Source organism: Halopseudomonas maritima (genome assembly GCF_021545785.1).
Lineage (GTDB): Bacteria > Pseudomonadota > Gammaproteobacteria > Pseudomonadales > Pseudomonadaceae > Halopseudomonas > Halopseudomonas maritima.
Genome location: NZ_CP079801.1, coordinates 3,851,621 through 3,870,900, shown reverse-complemented (window position 1 = coordinate 3,870,900; position 19,280 = coordinate 3,851,621). Strand labels below are relative to the sequence as shown.

17 protein-coding genes are annotated in these 19,280 nt (G+C 59.9%); 12 read left to right on the top strand and 5 right to left on the bottom strand.

What is annotated here, in order from left to right; all coding sequences use genetic code 11:
* Positions 1-9: 9 nt before the first annotated feature.
* Together HV822_RS17855 and HV822_RS17850 are read right to left on the bottom strand one after the other, a co-directional pair.
* Positions 10-843, bottom strand: a complete 834-nt coding sequence (locus HV822_RS17855) for an alpha/beta fold hydrolase (RefSeq protein WP_238871603.1) — start codon at positions 841-843, stop codon at positions 10-12.
* Positions 844-869: 26 nt separating this feature from the next.
* Positions 870-2,126, bottom strand: coding sequence for an MFS transporter (locus HV822_RS17850; protein ID WP_238873651.1), 1,257 nt, complete (start codon positions 2,124-2,126; stop codon positions 870-872).
* Between the two features lie 314 nt (positions 2,127-2,440).
* Here HV822_RS17850 and HV822_RS17845 point away from each other — a divergent pair, with 314 nt between their 5' ends.
* The 8 genes from HV822_RS17845 (at position 2,441) to HV822_RS17810 (ending at position 11,783) form a co-directional block, all read left to right on the top strand.
* On the top strand, positions 2,441-3,175 hold the full coding sequence (locus HV822_RS17845; protein WP_238871602.1) for an SDR family NAD(P)-dependent oxidoreductase: 735 nt from the start codon (positions 2,441-2,443) through the stop codon (positions 3,173-3,175).
* Positions 3,176-3,186: 11 nt separating this feature from the next.
* Positions 3,187-3,960, top strand: coding sequence for an SDR family NAD(P)-dependent oxidoreductase (locus HV822_RS17840; RefSeq protein ID WP_238871601.1), 774 nt, complete (start codon positions 3,187-3,189; stop codon positions 3,958-3,960).
* Positions 3,961-4,010: 50 nt separating this feature from the next.
* Positions 4,011-4,640, top strand: coding sequence for a nuclear transport factor 2 family protein (locus HV822_RS17835; RefSeq protein ID WP_238871600.1), 630 nt, complete (start codon positions 4,011-4,013; stop codon positions 4,638-4,640).
* Between the two features lie 9 nt (positions 4,641-4,649).
* On the top strand, positions 4,650-5,729 hold the full coding sequence (locus HV822_RS17830; protein WP_238871599.1) for an alkene reductase: 1,080 nt from the start codon (positions 4,650-4,652) through the stop codon (positions 5,727-5,729).
* On the top strand, positions 5,726-7,585 hold the full coding sequence (locus tag HV822_RS17825; RefSeq protein ID WP_238871598.1) for a long-chain-acyl-CoA synthetase: 1,860 nt from the start codon (positions 5,726-5,728) through the stop codon (positions 7,583-7,585). Before HV822_RS17830 ends, HV822_RS17825 begins: the two co-directional genes overlap by 4 nt.
* On the top strand, positions 7,582-8,673 hold the full coding sequence (locus HV822_RS17820) for an MBL fold metallo-hydrolase (protein WP_238871597.1): 1,092 nt from the start codon (positions 7,582-7,584) through the stop codon (positions 8,671-8,673). The genes HV822_RS17825 and HV822_RS17820 overlap by 4 nt, the downstream gene beginning before the upstream one ends.
* Before the next feature lie 45 nt (positions 8,674-8,718).
* Positions 8,719-10,347 (top strand): DUF1302 domain-containing protein, encoded by a 1,629-nt coding sequence (locus HV822_RS17815; protein WP_238871596.1) that lies wholly within the window; start codon positions 8,719-8,721, stop codon positions 10,345-10,347.
* An 83-nt stretch (positions 10,348-10,430) separates the two neighbouring features.
* Entirely contained in the window at positions 10,431-11,783 is a 1,353-nt protein-coding gene (locus HV822_RS17810) for a DUF1329 domain-containing protein (protein WP_238871595.1), read from the top strand.
* Positions 11,784-11,868: 85 nt separating this feature from the next.
* Here HV822_RS17810 and HV822_RS17805 read toward each other — a convergent pair whose 3' ends face one another.
* From HV822_RS17805 to HV822_RS17795, 3 genes are all read right to left on the bottom strand, one after another.
* Positions 11,869-12,543 carry a hypothetical protein gene (locus HV822_RS17805; protein WP_238871594.1) on the bottom strand — a complete coding sequence of 225 codons (675 nt, stop codon included), beginning with the start codon at positions 12,541-12,543 and terminating at the stop codon, positions 11,869-11,871.
* Positions 12,544-13,240: 697 nt separating this feature from the next.
* A complete protein-coding gene (locus HV822_RS17800) occupies positions 13,241-13,912 on the bottom strand; it encodes a hypothetical protein (RefSeq protein ID WP_238871593.1) in 672 nt (223 codons plus the stop codon).
* Between the two features lie 10 nt (positions 13,913-13,922).
* A complete protein-coding gene (locus tag HV822_RS17795; RefSeq protein WP_238871592.1) occupies positions 13,923-14,879 on the bottom strand; it encodes a 5'/3'-nucleotidase SurE in 957 nt (318 codons plus the stop codon).
* A 258-nt stretch (positions 14,880-15,137) separates the two neighbouring features.
* Between HV822_RS17795 and HV822_RS17790 the strand changes: the two genes are divergently transcribed.
* The 4 genes from HV822_RS17790 (at position 15,138) to HV822_RS17775 (ending at position 19,275) form a co-directional block, all read left to right on the top strand.
* Positions 15,138-16,349: a thiolase family protein gene (locus tag HV822_RS17790; RefSeq protein WP_238871591.1), complete on the top strand. Its 1,212-nt coding sequence runs from the start codon at positions 15,138-15,140 to the stop codon at positions 16,347-16,349.
* A complete protein-coding gene (locus HV822_RS17785) occupies positions 16,349-17,290 on the top strand; it encodes a bifunctional OB-fold nucleic acid binding domain-containing protein/MaoC family dehydratase (protein ID WP_238873650.1) in 942 nt (313 codons plus the stop codon). Before HV822_RS17790 ends, HV822_RS17785 begins: the two co-directional genes overlap by 1 nt.
* A 210-nt stretch (positions 17,291-17,500) precedes the next feature.
* On the top strand, positions 17,501-18,403 hold the full coding sequence (locus HV822_RS17780; protein ID WP_238871590.1) for a VOC family protein: 903 nt from the start codon (positions 17,501-17,503) through the stop codon (positions 18,401-18,403).
* Positions 18,400-19,275 carry a CoA transferase subunit A gene (locus tag HV822_RS17775; protein WP_238871589.1) on the top strand — a complete coding sequence of 292 codons (876 nt, stop codon included), beginning with the start codon at positions 18,400-18,402 and terminating at the stop codon, positions 19,273-19,275. Before HV822_RS17780 ends, HV822_RS17775 begins: the two co-directional genes overlap by 4 nt.
* The last annotated feature ends 5 nt before the right edge of the window (positions 19,276-19,280 follow it).

Below are 19,280 nucleotides of genomic sequence, written 5' to 3'. Positions count from 1 at the left end.
TGGAAAACGTCAGGCGGCAAGAAACTCCAGACACTGACGGTTGAACAGTTCCTGATGTTCCACCTGCACCCAGTGGCCGCAGCGGTTGAGCAGGGTAAAGCGTGCGTTGGGCGCGTTGTGCAGGATCTTGAAGGCGCCAGCCGGGGGGTTAAACAGATCGTTGGTGCCCCAGAAACCGAGGATGGGCGCGCTGATCTCGCCTAGGCGTTCAGTCATGTTGGGCACCATCATGGTCGAGAACAGGTTGGCAGGCTGGGTGACGGCTACGGCCACGCGCTCTGCCAACAGGCTCTCCTGCAGCTGGCTGCTGTCAAACAGTTGCAGGGTCATTATCTTACGCATTTGCTCAAGCCCCATCGGGCCTTGGCCGTAGGTTTCAACCATGCGCACGATACCTTCCATCTGGAAGTAGGTTTCGCGCTCTTCCACACCGCCCGGCGCCATCAGGATCAGCTTGTCGATCCGCTCGGGGTTGGCCAGTACAAAGCCCAACGCGATTGCGCCGCCGAGTGAGTTACCGAGGAGGGTGCAGCGCTCAATATCCAGCTGGTCGAGCAGGCTCTTGAGGTTGCCGACAAAGAAATCGAGGTCGTAGTTGACGTCATCGGGTTTGTCGGAGCGGCCGAAACCAGGCAGATCCAGAACGATATTTCGGTAACCGGCTTGCTCGAATAGGGGGTAATTGCCTTTGAAGTTGCTGAAACCGCTGGCACCCGGGCCGCTGCCGTGCAGCCAGACCACCACCGGTCCTTCACCGATATCCAGATAATGCAGGGTCAGTCCTGAATCAAGCGTCGCGTACTTGCCGACTGGCAGAGGCAGATCTTGGGTTGGATTGTTCATGGTTGACTCCTTTTATGGCCGGCAACTTAGCCGACGTTTTGTTGGTTTTGTTTTACCAGGCGTGCATAGCGGGGAATGGCCAGCGCCAGAAAAATGCAGGAAATCACCAGTAGACCCATGGTGCTGGTTAGCGAGTAGCGCAGCGCTTCCTGGCCAGCCATGGTCTTGAAGACGTCGCTGAGAACACCCACGACTAGCGGCCCCAGACCAACGCCAAACAGGGTTATGCCCATGAAAAACAGCGCAGTGCCCTGCGCTAACTTGTGGGCCGGAAACAGGTGGCTCATGGCGCCGAAGCAAGGCACAGACCACCACATGCCGAAGAAGGCGAAACCGGTGTAAAACAGCGCGGCGGTCGGCACGTTTAGCTCACCGAGAGTGAAGGCGGTGCCGGCTGGCCACAAGTAAAAGGCCAGGCAGAAGGGAATACTAATCAGGCTGCCGAGCAGCGCTGCACCAATCTGCCAAGCCGGCGAACGGGCTACCATGCGGTCGGTAAACCAGCCGCAGGCGAGGGTGCCCAATACCGACATCAGGCCGCCACCTACGCCCATCAACACGCCGGCTTCTTTCAGCGTCAGGTCATGGGAGCGAATCAGAAAGCTCGGATTCCAAGTGGCAATGGCGTAGCCGGCGATGGCTGCCAGGCTGCCTCCTAGCACGATGAGCAGGTAGGACGGGGTTTTGATCAGGCTCGCCATGGTACTCAGGAAGCTCTCATTACTTTGTGCCGCCTGGGCGGGCTGCTGTTTGGCAGGCTCGCGCACCGTCAGCGCCAGCAACAAACCCAAAACAACACCCGGGGCGCCGGTGACGATAAACGCCCAGCGCCAGCCCCAGGTCTCTGCCACCCAGCCGCCTACACCCAGCCCGACCACCGCGCCGAAGGCCGGCCCCATCAGCAGCACTGCCAAGGCGCGTGAGCGCTGTTTGGGCGGGTACAGATCCGACACCATGGCGACGGAAGGAGCTGAGCCACCGGCTTCGCCAACAGCGACCCCAATGCGACACAGCAAGAGCAAAGCAAAGCTGGAAGCCAGGCCGCACAGCATGGTCATGATGCTCCAGGCAATACAGGCAATGGCGACTACCGGTTTGCGCCCGATGCGGTCAGCCAGGCGGCTGACCGGCAGGCCGAACACGGTATAGAACAGCGCAAAAGCGACGCCCGATAGTAGCCCGATCAGGGTGTCGGATACCCCAAACTCCAGCTTAATCGGCTCAATAAGGATAGAAACAACCAGCCGGTCGATGTAGTTGAAGATGTAGATGATCGCGAGCATGAACAGCGCGTAGTGAGTGCGCCAGGTAACTTTCTGGGGGATAGGCACAGCGGTGCTGGCGGGTGCGTTCACAAGCATGACTCCGGTTGTTTTTGTTGTGCTGCCGGTAGCGCAAACATGATCCCGGCTGAGCTTTGCATAGGATCATCTGCGTGTTGCGACCGGTCTTCATCGTCCGTTCAGACCAGTGCGCAAAGAGCGCCGCAAATGGGCCGATTTGCTTAGTCTTATCGGACGATGTTGGTGCTTGTTGGCGCATGAATCATAGCTGCAACCACGAACGGTCAGGCCACCGCCGACCTCAAGGAGCAGCCATGAAACTGAATAGCAAAATTGCCTTCGTGACCGGCGCCGCCCAGGGCATGGGCGCCGCCATTGTGCGCGAATTTGTTTCCGAAGGCGCCATCGTTTACGCCGCCGACATCAATGAGCAAGCCATTGCCGATAGCGTGGCAGACCTGGGTAACAAGGCCCGCGCGGTGGTCTGCAACGTAATGGATGAAGCCTCGGTGCAGGCTGCCATGCAGCGCATCAGCGACGAGGCCGGGCGCCTCGATATTCTGGTCAATAACGCTGGCACCGGCTCGGTTGACAGCTTCCTCGATACTCCGGTCGAGCATTGGGATCGGGTGGTTGGCGTCAACCTCAAGGGCAGCTTCCTGTGCGCCCGCGAGGGGGCACGCCTGATGGTCAACGGCGGCGTTGCCGGCAGCATTATCAACTTCTCAAGCACTGGCGCCGTGACCGGTGAAGGCCCCAGCCATTACATCGCTTCCAAGGCCGGCGTGATGGGCCTCACTCGCAGCCTGGCCCGTGAACTCGCGCCGCAGAAAATCCGCGTCAACACCATCGTGCCTGGCCCCACCGACACGCCGATGATGGCCGGCATTCCGGATGAGTGGATGCAGTCAATGATCGCTGCCATTCCCCTGGGTCGCCTCGGTCAGCCGACTGAGATTGCTCGTGCGGCGGTTTTTCTGGCCAGCGACGACTCCAGTTTTGTGACCGGTCAGAACCTAACCATCAACGGCGGCTCCGCCTTTATCTGAGGAGACAGACGATGACAGCACGTATGCAGGACAAGGTGTGCTTTGTAACGGGTGGTGGCTCGGGTATTGGTGCTGCGACAGCGCGCAAGATGGCTGCCGAAGGTGCGATCGTTGTGATTTGTGGCCGCAGCGAAGGCCCACTCCGTGATGTGACCGGTGAAATCACCGCCGCTGGCGGTAAAGCGACCTACCGGGTCGCGGATGTCAGCGACGAGCAAGCCTTTGTCACGGCCATCGAGTCGGTAGCCGCCGAGTACGGGCGACTGGATGTAATGGTCAACAACGCAATGGCCTACACCTGGGGCAGTGTCGACCAGATGACTACTGCCGACTGGCACGCCAACTTTGCCACAACGGTAGACGGCACCTTCTGGGGCACGCGCACCGCCATGCAGCTGATGAAGAAGCAAGGTGGCGGCAGTATCGTCAACATTGCCTCGATCTGCGGCGTATTCGGCACTGCCTGGATGTCGGGTTATTCGGCAGCCAAAGCGGCGGTGATCAACTTCAGCCGCGCAGTAGCCTCCGAGGGCGCCGCAATAGGCGTGCGTTGCAATGTGGTAGTACCCGGTGTGGTCGCCACGCCAGCCACCGCCGGCATGCTGGCCGACGACGCATCCAAGCGCAACACCGAGAAACTCATCCCGATGCAGCGGGTAGGGCAGGCCGATGAGTTGGCCAATGCGGTGTTCTTCCTGGCCAGTGACGAAGCCTCCTACATCACCGGCGCTTCGCTTTCGGTAGATGGCGGGCGCAGCTCCGACCTGTACACCGTTTTTGAATAATCACGGCGCGGGTCACGCGGCCCGCACCGGCCTGAAGTAGAGGCAGCAGCATGGATCAACAGACTCTCGCCCAGCGTCTGGATCGGCTCGAATCCACCGAGCAGATCCGTCAACTGGTTGGTAAGTACGCACTGTCGCTGGATATGCGCGACCTGGACGCCCACGTCGGGCTGTTCGCCCCGGATATCCGCGTCGGCCGTGACAAGGTTGGCCGTGAACATCTCAAGGCGTGGGTGGACGACACCCTGCGCCACCAGTTCACCGGCACCTCACACCATATTGGTCAGCACATTATCGAGTTCACTGATGCCGACAATGCCATCGGCGTGGTGTATTCGAAGAACGAGCACGAGACTGGTGCCGAATGGGTCATCATGCAAATGCTCTACTGGGATGATTATCAGCGCGTGGACGGTAGCTGGTACTTCCGTCGTCGCCTGCCGTGCTACTGGTACGCTACCGACCTGAACAAGCCGCCGATTGGCGACATGAAGATGCGCTGGCCTGGCCGCGAGCCCTATCACGGCACCTTTCACGACCTGTTTCCGTCCTGGAAGGGCTTCTGGAGCGCTAGCCCTGGGCGTGATCAGTTGCCCCAGGTCGCCGAACCGGCCCCCCTTGATCAGTTTCTTCAGCGCATGCGGGGTGACACCCCGGCGCCGAAGATCCGTGTGCGCTAAGGGGGCGATATGACCACAGCCTCTTTGCTAAAAGCCGCCGAGTTTGGTGCCCTGCGTTTGCGCAACCGCATTGTCATGGCGCCGATGACCCGTAGCCGCGCCGATGCCGCTGCCGTGCCCACCTCCGAGATGGTCGATTACTATGCCCAGCGCGCGAGCGCCGGGCTGATCGTGGCGGAAGGAACCTCACCCTCGGCCGATGGCTTGGGTTATTGCCGCACACCGGCGATCTACAGTGCCGAGCAGATTGCCGCCTGGCGCCAGGTTACCGATGCGGTGCATGCGCGTGGCGGTCAGATTGTGGTGCAACTGATGCACTGCGGTCGGGTTGCCAGTCGTCACAACAAACCGGCAGGCAGCCGCACGCTCGGCCCCTCGGCGGTCCCGGCGCAGACCGAGCTGTTTACCGATGTGGCGGGTATGGCGCCGACCGAGGCACCCGAAGCCATGAGCAGGGAAGATATCGCCCGCACCATCGCTGATTACCGCCAAGCCGCGCTGAACGCTCGCGCTGCCGGGTTTGATGGCGTCGAGTTGCATTGCACTAGCGGTTATCTGCCAATGCAGTTCATGTCTGAAAACGCCAATCAGCGTGACGATGAATACGGCGGAAGCGCTGACAACCGCGTGCGCTTTGCGCGCGAGGTACTGCTGGCGATGAGTGAGGCAATTGGTGCCGAGCGCGTGGGCATCCGCTTCTGTCCGGCCAATCGCTTTAACGACATCGCGGATAGCGACCCGGCTGCAACCTACAGTGCATTGCTGCGCAGCCTGCGCGGCCTGAATCTCGCCTACCTCCACATCATGCGCGCGCACAGCAGTCGTATCGATGCGTTCAGCCAAGCCCGCGCCGAGTTCGATGGTGCCTTGATCGTCAATGATGGGTTCGAGCCAGACAGCGCCGCCGACATGGTCGCTAGCGGCCAGGCCGACGCTGTGTCCTTCGCCCGTCACTACATCGCCAATCCAGACCTGGTCGAGCGCATTGCTGGTGGTGCCACGCTGGCCGAGTTCGACCGCAAAACCCTCTATTCACCTGGGCCGCAGGGCTACACCGATTACCCGTCACTGCTGGAGGAAATGGCATGAGCAGTCAGGCTACGGCAACACAACCACATGACGCGGCCGTAGAGCTGCCCAGTCGAGAGGCTACGCAGGCCAAGTTGGATCAGCGCTCCGTGGCAGCTGGCCAGATCAAGCCGGCGGACCATTACACCTTGGCTGATCGCATTGAGGCGCAGGTTGATCGTTATCCCGAGCGGCCGTTTCTGGTCTACGGCGAGCAGCGTTTCAGCTACGCCGAGGCTGATGCTGAGATCAATCGTTACGCCAATGAAATGCACGCCCGTGGCCTGCGCGCCGGAGACGTCTGCGCACTGGCAATGGAAAACCGCCCCGATTTCTTCTTCTGCTGGTTTGGCATGGCCAAACTGGGCGTAACCACCGCCTTTATCAACTATCACCTGACGGGCAAGCCGCTGCTGCACGCCGTGGAGAGCACCAACGCCAAGGCCGTGGTGATAGGTGAGGAATGTCTGAAGGTGTTCGCGGAGACGCCGGAAACCGCGGCGCACGCCTGCTGGCTAGTGCAGGACAGCGAAAAACCGCACGGTCAGCCGTTGCCGGCCCATCTGGACAGCAGCTTTGGCCCCGCGGTGAAGGCCGCTGTCAGCAGCCGGCCGCCGCGTAGCCTGCGCGCCGAACTAAAAGCGGAAGATGACATGCTTTACATCTTCACCTCCGGCACCACTGGGCTGCCGAAGGCGGCGCGCTACAGCTACATGCGCTGGATGACCTCCGGCGATGTTATGAAGGTAACGCTGCAAACTACGCCGGAGGATGCTTTCTATTGCTGCCTGCCGCTGTATCACGGCGCGGCAGCCACCTCAATCACCTCTACTGCGCTGGTGTCGGGCTCGGCCATCGTGTTCCGTCGCAAGTTCAGCGCCAGCGAGTTCTGGGGCGACATCCGCCGCTATCAGGTGACCGTGTTTCAGTACATCGGTGAGATCTGCCGCTACCTGCTGAACAAGCCCGAACAGCCGAATGATCGCGAGCACAGCCTGCGCTGCATGCTAGGTGCCGGCCTCAGCCGAGACGTATGGCAACGCTGGGTAGCGCGCTTTGGTGAGCTCGACATCTTTGAGGGCTGGGGCGCTACCGAGGCCAATGCGGCCACGCTGAACGTCGACAACCGCGTTGGCTCCTGCGGCCGGGTACCGTTCTGGGACAAGACCAACCTGCGTCTACTCAAGTTTGATACCGAAACTCAAACCCACGTGCGCGACGAGCAAGGCCGTTATGTGCATTGCCAGCCGGGCGAGATAGGCGAGGCAGTTGGTTTTATCGTCAACCATCCGGAGATCGGTGCCGGCCGTTTTGAGGGCTATACCAGCGCCGAGGCCACCGAGAAGAAAATTCTGCGAAACGTCTTTGCCGAAGGTGATGCCTGGTGGAGTTCAGGTGATTTGCTGCGCTACGACGAGGACGGTTACTGCTATTTCGTCGATCGCATTGGCGACACTTTCCGCTGGAAAAGCGAGAACGTATCCACCCTGGAAGTGGCCGATGCGCTGGGCGACTTCCCGGGCATGGAATTGATCAATATCTACGGCGTGCTGGTACCACACCACGAAGGCCGCGCGGGCATGGCGGCGGTGCTTATGCAGCCAGGCCAGAGCTTCGATCCGGATGCATTTCATCGCTTTGCCGTCGAGCGTGTACCGCATTACGCGGTACCCATGTTCGTGCGGGTCTCAGCGATGGCTGACATGACCTCGACCTTCAAGCTGCGCAAGGTTGACCTGCAGCGCCAGGGCTACAGTCCCGCGCTGGTTAGTGATCCGCTGTACGTGCGCGACAGCCAGAGCGGCAGCTATCAGCTGTTGAATGACGAGGTACTGGCGCGTAACGGCTTGCCGGCTTATCAGGGAGACGTCGCGTGAGCGAGCAGGCTCTTAAGTCGAGCACGGCTACGCTGACGCTGTCCTTTCCCTGGACAACTGCCCAGGACAAGGGGCAGGTGCGTGAAGTGGTCGAAGGCGTCTACTGGCTGCGTATGCCGCTGCCGTTCGCGCTGGACCATATCAACCTTTACCTGCTGCGCCACGAGCATGGATGGGTGGTGGTTGATACTGGGATGGCAACCGATGCCGGCCGGGCTGCATGGGAGCATGTGTTTGTCGAGCTGTTCGCCGGCCAACCCATTCTGGCAGTGATCGTTACCCACGCTCACTATGACCATTCTGGCCTGCTCGGCTGGTTGAGTGAGCGCTTTCAGTGCCCCACATACATGACCTTTGGCGAATTCCATTCGCTGGGTATCCAGGGGCCGGACAATGACGGTCCAAACTGGGCGTTTCTGCAGTTCTATCGGCGTGCCGGCGTTGCTGAGTCAGACATAAACGGCATGCTGGCGGCGCTGGGCAAGTCGGTCTACCAGGTTGATATGCCTCAGGGTTATCGCCGTCTGCGCGAAGGCCAGATGCTTCGCATTGGTACGCGGCGCTGGCAGGTAGTGATTGGTGCCGGGCACTCGCCTGAGCATGCCTGCCTTTACTGCGAAGAGGATCAGTTGCTGATCTCAGGCGATCAGGTGCTACCACGCATTACCTCCAGCATCTGCATCACTGTCACCGAGCCTGACGCCAACCCGCTGGGCGACTGGTTTGCGTCCTTGCGTCGCTTGCAACAGTTGCCCGACTCGGTGCTGGTGCTGCCAGCCCACGAGCGCCCCTTTCGTGGGCTGCACCTGCGTTTGCGTCAGCTTCGTCAACACCACGACAAACATCTTGAGCATTTGCGTAGCGCATTGGTGCAGCCGCTGAGCGCAGAGCAGGCGCGGGCGCTGCTGTTCCCGCGGGTACGCAACGGTTTCGACCACCTCATGGCCATGGGCGAAACCCTGGCCCACCTGAATTACCTCATGGAAGAGGGCGCTGTACGGCGCGAGCTCTGCGAATCGGTCTGGCGCTACTGCCTGGTGCAGGGCGTTGTACAGCCAAAGGGCTTGCCCGAAGACATTCATCTGTAACCCAACCATCTGGGCCACAACGGCCTGAAATACCAAGGAGCAGTCATGCAAAACAACAACAAAAAGTGTATGCCGCAGGTTACCAGCCGCTTTGTGCTGGCCACGCTGGCGGCATCCGTAGCCGCCACTTCCTGCTCGCATGCGCTGGCCGGTGAGCCCATTGCCCTGGGTAGCGACACCACCCTTAACTGGTCGCTGACCACCAGTTATGGCCTGGGCATGCGCTTGAGCGACCAGGACTCGGAGCTGCTTTCCAACATCAATGGTGACGACGGTAACCGCAACTTTGACAAGCACGCGCTGACCAGCAACCGGGTAGGCGCCCTGGCCGAGATGATTCTTACCCACGGCGACTTTGGTGCGGTGCTGCGTGCTAGCGCGTTCTACGATGATGTTTACCATCGCAGCAACGACAATAACTCGCCGGCCACGGTCAACAAGGCCGGTAGCCATGACGAATTCACCAGCGATACCAAACGCTGGTCCGGCGGCTACGGTCGCATCCTCGACGCGTATGTGTACGGCAACTTTGATTTACCTGCCAACCAGCGCCTGTCTATCCGTGCCGGCGAGCACATGGTCGCCTGGGGTGAAGGCCTGTTCTATCCGGGCGTCAATGGCGTGCAGTCTGCCGTAGACGTGGTCAAGGCCGGACAGCCCGGTGTGGAAACCAAGGAAATTCTTCTGCCGCTGGGGCAAGTGTCGGCCAATTGGGAAATCACCCCCGATCTCGGCCTGGCTGCCTATTACCAGTACGAATGGGCTGGCAATGATTTGAGCCCGGTTGGCTCTTACCTGTCGACCTCCGATGTAACTGGCCCTGGCCGCGAGAGTCTGCTGCTGCAACTGGCACCGGGCTTTTACCAGCAGGCTGACTATGTAGGGACCAACAAACCACGTGACAGCGGTCAATGGGGTGTACGGGTCATGTATCGCCCGAGTCTGACGTGGGAGTTCGGCCTGTTCCATGTGCGTTATCACGATCGCAACCCCTCGGGTGTCACCCTCGGTGGCTTCGGGTTGAACCCGATCAGCCCGCAGCTGCCAACGACCTACGAGGTTGACTACTTCGAAGACATCAAGCTCACCGGTATCAGCTTCTCGACTCTTTGGGGGGATACACAGGTTGGCGGTGAGTGGAGCTACCGTGACGGGGCGCCGATCAACGTCATGACGCCGGCGGGTCCGTCTGCAACGCGCGGCAAGGGCCAGCAGTTCCAGTTGTCTTTCATTCGCGCCTTAGGTGCTGCGCCCTGGGCTGATTCCACCACTATTCTGGGCGAAATCGTGCACGTGCGCGCTAACGATGCGGATGCTCACCCGGTATACGGCAGCACTGACTTTACCTACGACCAGGGCAATGCGTGGCAAACCGACAGCTCGACGGCATACACCCTGCAGGTCAACCTCAGCTACCCGGGTGTGTTTGCCGGCTGGGACCTGACCGTCCCGGTCAGCTTCGCCCATGTGGTTGATGGTCGTACGCCGCTGCAGGGCAGCATCAGTGCCGGTCAGCACGACAAGCGGCTGGGTATTGGTGCCACCTTCAAGCGCCTGGGCAACCTGGAGTTCAATACCACCTACACCAACTATCTGAGCTCGGCCAGTCTGCGTGCCAACCGCACGCTGACAGACCGCGACAACATTACCTTCTCGGCGAAGTACTCATTCTGATCCGCTTTCTTGAGCGGCTTGCGCAGGTACGCCAGGCCGCTTTCACACTGGAGATAAAAACAATGTTGAAACACAGTGCAATTATGTCAATCGCCGTTGCCGTCGGCCTGGCCAGCGGCGCTGTTCACGCCAAGGTCAGCCCTGAAGATGCCGCGCGTCTGGGGCAGGACCTGACTTGTGTCGGTGCCGAGGTAGCCGGCAACGCTGCCGGTACTATTCCGGCCTTTACCGGCAAGTACGTGGGCGAGGTGCCCGGCTGGAATTTGCAGTCGCACAGTGGCTCGCATCCGGTTGACCCTTACGCTGATGAGGAGCCGGTGCTGGTGATTACCGCGGCTAACGCCCAACAGCATGCCGAGCAGCTGACGGCCGGCCAGCTGGCGATGTTTGAGCAGTACCCCGATACATTCAAGATGAACATCTACCCCTCGCACCGGGATTTTGCCTATCCGCAGCATGTCTGCGAGCGTGCCAAGTGGAACGCGCTGAATGCGGAGATCGTGGACGACGGCATGGGTTACAGCGGTTTGGGTCATAATCCTTTCCCGATCCCCAACAACGCCATGGAAGTACTGTGGAACCATCAGTTGCCCTATCGCGCTTGGACCCAGACCGAGATCCGCGACCTGGCGTCGGTTCAGCGCAGCGGTGAGATTGGTTGGGGGCGCGTCAATGGCGTCTGCCTCTCTCCGGCGAGCAGTCCGACCGGCGAGCCGCGTACCGAAGACGGGGTGTCTTCCTACTGCATGACCGAGGTGCTGCTGCCGCTGCGCGAACGTGGCAATACCTCGGTTAACCACGAGCCCTACAATTATGAGTCTGCGCCACGCGTAGCCTGGACGTACAACACTGGTACCCGCCGTGTACGCCTGGCTCCCGGCTACGGTTTTGACCAGCCGCTGGGTGGTTCCAACGGTGCCATGACCATCGACTCGGACCGTCTGTTTAATGGCTCGCCCGAGCGTTATAACTGGGAGCTGGTCGGCAAGAAGGAGATCTACATTCCCGCTAACGCCTTTGGCGTCAACAGTGCCGATGTCAAATACGATGACCTGTTGACCCCAAATCACGCCAACCCCGAGTACATTCGTTACGAGCTGCGCCGGGTCTGGGTGATTAAGGCCGCACTGAAGGAGAACAGTCGTCACCTCTACCGCGATCGCCTTATGTATCTGGACGAGGACACCTGGCACGCGGTGATTGCCGACTTCTACGACAACCGCGGCAACCTGTGGAAGCATTCGTTTGTCAACTACTACTACCATCCGGACATGAGTGCGTGGCAGGCGGGCGCCTCCTTCTACCACGATTTGTCCAGCGGTCAGTATGTGGGTTACACCCTGACCCAGGAGCGCGAGAAGGGGCCGGTAATCAACAAGGGTGACCTGGAGCCCAACTTCTTTACCCCCGACATGCTGCGTGCCCGCGGCCGCTGATCGGTCAAAGCCCCGGCTACAGCCGGGGTCTCGCCGGTAAACCGACTGACGCATTTGCCCCTGCTTGCAGGGGCTTTTTTTGCTGTTACTGCAAGTCCTGCAGCAGGGTCTGGGTATTGGCGTTGACCACCACTGGCGCCATCGCCTTTTGTGCCCAGCTGTCGTTCAACGTGGTGAACATTCGGCGCAACAGTTGCCAGCGTGCGTGGGTGGCACTGGTGTAGTCGCCGCTTGTCACTACCTGGTCTATTTGGGCCAGCAGCTGGTCAGTTGGGGCAGTGAAATAGCTGGGCTGCGGCGGGTGATCCGGGTTGGGCATACCGACATAACTGCGGTACAGATAGCGATGGTTCAGCTCCAGCAGTGCCAGCCGCGCCTGGACGATCGGCTCACTGACAGCATCGGCCTGCCATAACGCAAGCAGTTGATACAACTGCTGACTTATCTGTTCAGACGTTTCCAGTTCGATGTATTGCTGATGCCGAAGCTGGCGATTGGCTAACTCCATCATACTCAGCAACTGCTGCATGCCCTGGTTTTCTTCGGGCGACGATTGCCTCTGTTGGCGCCAGTGTCGCTGTAACGCGTTGCGCTGCCGATGAAAGTCGTCTTGGTTAAGGTTGCCAAGCCGCTCGCCGTGCAAAACTAGCAGACTGCTGCTGGTCTGCAGCCCCAACTGCGGCAGGGTTGGTTCGGTGGCCAGACAACTGCCGGCGGCGAGGAGGGCGGCTGCGGCAGCGAGGCGAGTGATCGCGTGCATAGTGGTTACTCCCTGTGGTGATCTGAAAGAATGCGCAACGGTGACATGAGGCTGGAGGCTGATATCGGTTCACACGGGTAAGCACAGAGAGGCTAGGTCCAGGGCCACTGCGAGTTCGTAATCTCTCTTGAGCGTGCCGAAAGGCAACGCCCGCGCTAAACAGTGTTTCGGTTGAGCAGCGTGCTCTTCGGTAACTGCCGTTTGCGCTAAAGCCTTATCCAGATCGACGTTGCGCCTCACTAGATTGAGCTGTTGTGGAATTACAAACCCGGCGCCTTATTGTCCGATCTGTTCCTGTATCGTCTCGGTGTCCTGGCCCCGATGTGCAACCATGGTTGCTACCGGGTGTCAGGTCTATTGCCACTGCCAGCACCAGTGTGATTTGCATGTCAATGCATGGACACTGAGTGTCTGGTTCAAGCACCGGCACTTTGAAGACCCTGATCCACTCACCAGCAGTGGGTCAGGCGTAAAGGCGTTTGGCAGACCCGGTTTCAGTCGCCAAACGCCTATGGCAAGGCTCTCCAAGGGCATACCGCGCGCATGCGACACAGTATGCGGTCCACACTCCCAGTTCGCGTTTGTCATAGATGACCCTCGATAACGCAGCGTTGACGCGCGCTCATGGCTGACATTCATCAGGGCGTTGCAGGCGCGTACTGGGTGTGTGTAGGAGCGATAAACAGGCAATCAGGCCTTAGTCCGGATAAAACCAAAGGTCAAACACTTGCTCGTCCCTTGCCAGCACCAAGCGAAAACGTGCGGGATGATAGTCAGTATCTACCAGCAGAGTCCCCTCCAGACGCTCGGGCAGCGTCGGGCAGTCTCGCGTTTCCACGGTCGCGTACAAACTGCCGTTAACGCTAATATCGCTGAGCATTCCCGTTAGTTCGCAGTCACTGATCATATACGCTGACAGGCTACCATCCGCCGACACACGCAAGCCGGCATAGCTTGCGCGCTCCAGTTCAGTCAGGTAGTTGCCAGCAAGCTCATGCGCACTGATCGGGGCGGCATCGGGCAATGGAGACACCTGCAGAAACGAAACCTCGGGTGTACCAGGGGAGGGTGTCGCTTGCCAGGGCTGTCCTGCCCGCTGGACAAAAAGGCTTTGGGCTGAAAGGGCTGTGTCATTCAGCACCAGCACTCGCGAATCGCTGCCAGCGTAATAGCTGCCATACAAGGGTGCCTGTGCCGTGCCGGCGATCACCGCATACCGCCCAGCAGCAAGATTTGTCACTTGTACAGGAGTGGCTGCAGCGTCTTCCCCCTCCTGGCGGTCACCCGAGCCGTTACTTAGGCAGCCTCCCAGTAGGCCGGCTAGCAGAAGCAGCGCCGCTGCTGGCGCGCTCTTGGATGGTGTTTTCATAGCGGCCCCCTCATTCACCAAGAAGCTCACGGAAATTCAGACGCAGCCATTGCCGCACCGGAGGAGTCGCCTCATAACCCAACTGCATTGCTGTTACAGCGATCCGCCCTGTGCTAGTGAGCACCCCCATATCATCCTGTTGCGCTTCCGGAAAACTGGTGTCCCGGCGCACATCGGCAGTGATGCCAGGATAAGCCGGCATGCCATAGCGCGCTCCCAAGGGGTCTTGCGACAGATCAGCAACAAACATGATTGGGGCCGGGTCATAGCTGCCGTATACCGAATATCCCCATTCCAGTGCTGCGGACTCACCCAGGGCAAACTCGGGATAATTGATGTTGATACCCACCCCCGGCGGCAGAAGTGCGCCACTTTGCGGATCCGCCTTGAGCTGAGCCAGGAAAGTCATGGTCAGTCCGGCAACTTCTGGTGCCAGTTCAGGTTGTTTCTCAGTGCTCATGTGCGCACTGATCGCTACCGCCGGCACCCCTCGGAACAACGCTATCTGTGAGTTGCTTACAGTGCCCGACATACTAACCAGCGGGCCAACATTGGCGCCTTCGTTGGGGCCAGACAGTACTAAATCCGGCAAAGCCCCCCAATAGCGGGGCGCCAGTACGTCCAGGCCGTGCAGTGTGGCCATCGCGGGTGTGCCGTCGACATAATAGGCGTTGTCCATGCTGGCAATCGAGCCAACGGCTGGGTCACCTGCACGGGCAGCCCCGTTGCGGCAGTCGCTCTGCAAGGTTGTCAGAGGACGCAGGTAGGTCAGCGACATGCCCTTTCCGCTTTGATTGGTACAAGGCACCGACACCACAACTGAATGCCCAGCGCTTACCAGAGCTGATTGCAGAGCCTGCAGGTTTGGGGTTAACCCGTCGTCATTGGTTAGCAGAATATTCAAAGCAAATGCCGGAGAAGCCAGACAGCCTGAAACAGCTGCCGTCAGCAGGCGAATTGGAAGCATAGTAGTACCTTCTTGTGATTGTTTTTTTCCTTGACGCGCGTAGCGCCAAGCTACTTGACAGCAGCAACGCCGCCCAAACATCCCGCAACGAGACTAGGTCGTGTTGACTAGTCTCAATATTGCCCGTCTCTAGCCAGGGTGAACTGCTTCGGCGGCCTTCATCGTCCGAAAGCGCATAGGCCTTTCGGACGATGAAGACCCGGCTATTAGTCACGACCATGGCCCCATTGATAACAAAGAGATGAGAGGGCTTAAGCCATGGGGCTCAGAGGTAGCGCGGCGATTGTCGGGGCCGCACAGTACAAACCCGAGAAATATGCGACTGCTCCGCAGATGTTTCATCTGGAACAGGTCGCCGATCTGGCTGCCCAGGCACTGGCGGACGCCGGCCTGAAGGCCAGTGATATTGATGGCCTGTGCATCAACGGACCGCACTTCCACGAGGCCTCCAGCTTTGTGCCAGCCATGGCGGCAGAGTACCTGGGCATCGGCGTCAACTTCGCAGAAGTGGTCGATCTGGGCGGCACCACCGCCGTAGGTATGATCTGGCGTGCGGCAGCAGCCATTGAGTTGGGTATTTGTCAGGCTGTGCTGTGTGTGATTCCGCAGCGTATGGCACCGTTCGGACCGGATGACGATCCTTCGGCTATGGCGCGCGCTATGCGCTTTGGTGGGCATAGCACTCAGTACGGCGCTCCCGAGGCCGAATTTGACCTGCCTTACGGTCACATGGGGCAGAACACCGGCTATGCAATGATCGCCCAGCGCTACGCCGCCCAGTACGGCTACGATCAGCGCGCGATGGCCAAGATCGCGGTTGATCAGCGCAGCAGCGCCCAAGCCCACCCTGATGCTATTTTCCGCGGCCAGACGCTCAGCATTGATGATGTCCTGAATAGCCGCATGGTGGCAGATCCGCTGCACGTGCTGGAGATTGTCATGCCGGTGGCGGGCGGTGCCGCGGTCATCGTTGCCTCGCGCGAGCTTGCCGAGCGCAGCAAGGGGCGTCCGGCCTTTGTCACCGGCTTCGGTGAGCGGCTGGGCTACAAGTCGCCCAGCTACGCCGAGGATATGACCGAGACTCCTCTTGCTGCCGCCGCGCGCACCGCGTTTGCCATGGCAGGTGCGACCCCGGCCGATATGCACGCCGCACAGGTCTATGACTGCTACACCATCACGGTATTGCTGAGCCTGGAAGATGCCGGTTTCTGCGCCAAAGGCGAGGGTATGCGGTTCGTGATGGAGAACGATCTGACCTTCAAGGGCAGCTTTCCGATGAACACCCATGGCGGCCAGCTGAGCTTTGGTCAGGCTGGCGCTGCCGGCGGTTTCTCGCAGGTGGTTGAAGCCTATCAGCAGATTGCCGGCAAGGCAGGGGATCGCCAGCTTCGCGTGTGCGATCAGGTGTTCGTTTCTGGCACCGGCGGTGTCATGAGCGAGCAGGGCGTATTGATTCTTCAGGGAGCCTAATCATGTCGAATAAACCAATGCCGCTGGCGACACCGATCTCAGCCCCGTTCTGGAACGGTTTGAAGGAAGGTAAGGTGCAGTTGCAGCAGTGCAACAGCTGCCAGCAATGGACCTTCTATCCGCGCCGTCATTGCAGTCATTGCCTCAGCCATGATCTGAGCTGGAAAGAGGTTAGCGGTGCCGGCGTTCTCTACACCTTTACCGTTGCCCGCATCCCCACGCTGCCGGAGTTTGCCGGTGCCGAGCCGCAGATTCTGGCAGTAATAGAGCTGGAGCAGGGCGTGCGGATGAACACCACACTGGTTGGCCTGGCGCCGGAAGATATCCGCGTTGGTATGGCGGTCAAGCCCGTGCGGGCGCGGGTTCGCGAGGATGGTACTGTGCTGCTGCGTTACACCGGTGCCGATGTTGATCTGGTTGAGTGTGACGAAGTGCTGAAGGCGCCGCCGGCACCCACTGTCGACGCCGGTCCGGCTCGTACCAGGATCGACGTAAAGGATATCGATGCGCTGAAAGCCCTGGTATCGGATCAGTTCAGTGACTGGAGTAACCAGATCCTGGTTGATCAGGCGCTGATTGACGATTTTGCCCGGCTGTCCGGTGACGATTACTGGATTCATACCGACCCTGAACGGGCCCGCAAGGAAGGGCCGTTCGGTGGCACGATTGCCCATGGCGCGCTGGTGCAGGTGCTGATGTCGCGCATGCAAGTGCCGCTCGCGTTTGAAGTCACGGGCTTTACCAACATGGTCAACTACGGATCCGAGCGGTTGCGCTTTCCCAGCCCCGTGCCAGCCGGCTCGTTGCTGCACTCGCGGGTGCGGGTCAAGTCGGTCGAAGTCCTACCCAAAGGCACGCAGATGATCATGGAGTTCAATATCCATGTGGTTGGTCAGGAGCGTCCGGCGGTGATCAACGATTTGGCCATTCTATACATGTAAATCGAGCTGGCGTTCGACCCATACCGTCCCCGAGACGGTCTTTGCTACCGCTTTCGGTTCAGGCTGAAAGCGGTCTTTTTTTGTCGGCGAGTCACGACGCCTGGGGCCTTGCAACACACGCCTGACGTTAGTCTCTATGGACGATGAGCCGCCGAATGCGCCGCGCAACAATCCTCACAAGCCGAAAAGCAACGAACGAGGAGTGACGGCATGAGTGACATACGCGCGTTGAGCTATTTTGTCGCGCAGATCGATGATCTGCAGAAATGGCGTGACTATGCCGAGAAGGTGCTCGGCATGATGACCAGTGAGGCGCCGGGCGGCGGTCTGTACGTAAAGATGGACGATCGGCCGTTTCGCATGCTGGTCGTACAGGGCAACAGTGATCGGTATGTGGCGTCAGGCTGGGAGTTGGCCGGCAAGCGCGCCTTTGATGACATGCTGGAGCAGCTGCGCACCAAGCATATTGCGTTTGAGCAGCAAAGCCCGGAGTTTTGCCGCCAGCGTGGCGTCAACGAGGCGGTGGTGCTGCATGACCCCTGCGGTAACCGTCACGAGCTGACCTGGGGTTACCTCTCTGATTGCGCACCCTTTATCTCTCCCCAGGGCGTGCCCCGCTTTCTGACCGGAGATATGGGGTTGGGCCACACAGTGCTGCCGGCACCAGACTTCGACGCTTGCGCCAGCTTCTATCGCGATGTGCTGGGTTTTGAGATTTCCGACATCTTCAACTTCCGGCCGGACCCGAGTGGTCCCGCCATCCGTATCCACTTTATGCACTGCGCCAATGCCCGGCACCACAGCCTGGCGATTGCCGAGTACGACGTGCCGAGCAAATGCGTGCACGTAATGGTGGAGGTGGACTCCATGACCGAGGTCGGTCGGGCCCATGACCGTCGAGTAGCGCACCAGGTGCCATTGTCAGCAACCCTGGGTCAGCACCTCAACGACCGCATGACGTCCTTCTACATGAAGACCCCGTCCGGCTTTGACCTGGAGTACGGCTGGGGCGGACTGCAGGTGGACTGGGACAAGCACACCGCCTTCGAATTTACCAACGTCAGCATCTGGGGACACGACTTCGGTGCTGGACAGCAGGAGGAACAGGCATGAACAAACTGATGACCGCTGCCGATGCGGTCGGCCAACTGCGTGACGGCATGACCGTCGGCTTTGGCGGCTGGGGCCCGCGCCGCAAGCCGATGGCGATTGTGCGCGAGATCCTGCGCTCGGATGTAAAAGACCTGACCGTGGTTGCCTACGGCGGCCCCGAGGTGGGCATGCTGTGCGCGGCTGGCAAGGTGAAGAAGCTGATCTTCGGCTTCGCCACCATGGATGCGATTCCGCTGGAGCCGTATTTTCGCAAGGCGCGTCAAGCCGGCACGCTAGATGTGATGGAGCTGGACGAAGGTCTGTTTCAGTGGGGCCTCAAGGCTGCCGCCATGCGCTTACCGTTTCTACCGGCACGCGCCGGCCTCGCAACCGATGTACTGACCCACAACTCTGAGCTGCGCACCATCGCCTCGCCCTATGCCGACGGTGAAGTGCTGCTGGCCATGCCGGCGCTAAATCTGGACGTGGCTTTTATTCACGTCAACCGCGCTGACCGCCTGGGCAACACCCTGATTACCGGCAACGACGTGTATTTCGACCAGCACTTCGCGCGCGCTGCCGAGCATTGCTATGTCAGTGCCGAAGAGGTGGAAGACAAGCTTGAGCTGGATGCCGAGACCGCGCGTTTCAGTACGTTTGAGCGTTCGTTGGTAACCGGCGTGGTTCACGCTCCGCTCGGTGCCCATCCGACCGCCTGCGGCCCGGCCTACGGCTGGGACATGCAGCACCTCAAAGCCTACAGCGACACTGCCGCGCAAGACGACGGCTGGCAGCAGTACCTGGCAACCCATGTTAGTTGCAGCGATGCCGAATACCTCGAGCGTAACGGCGGTGCCGAGCGCATCAGCCAGCTGCCAATGCCAATTTTCTGAGGAGT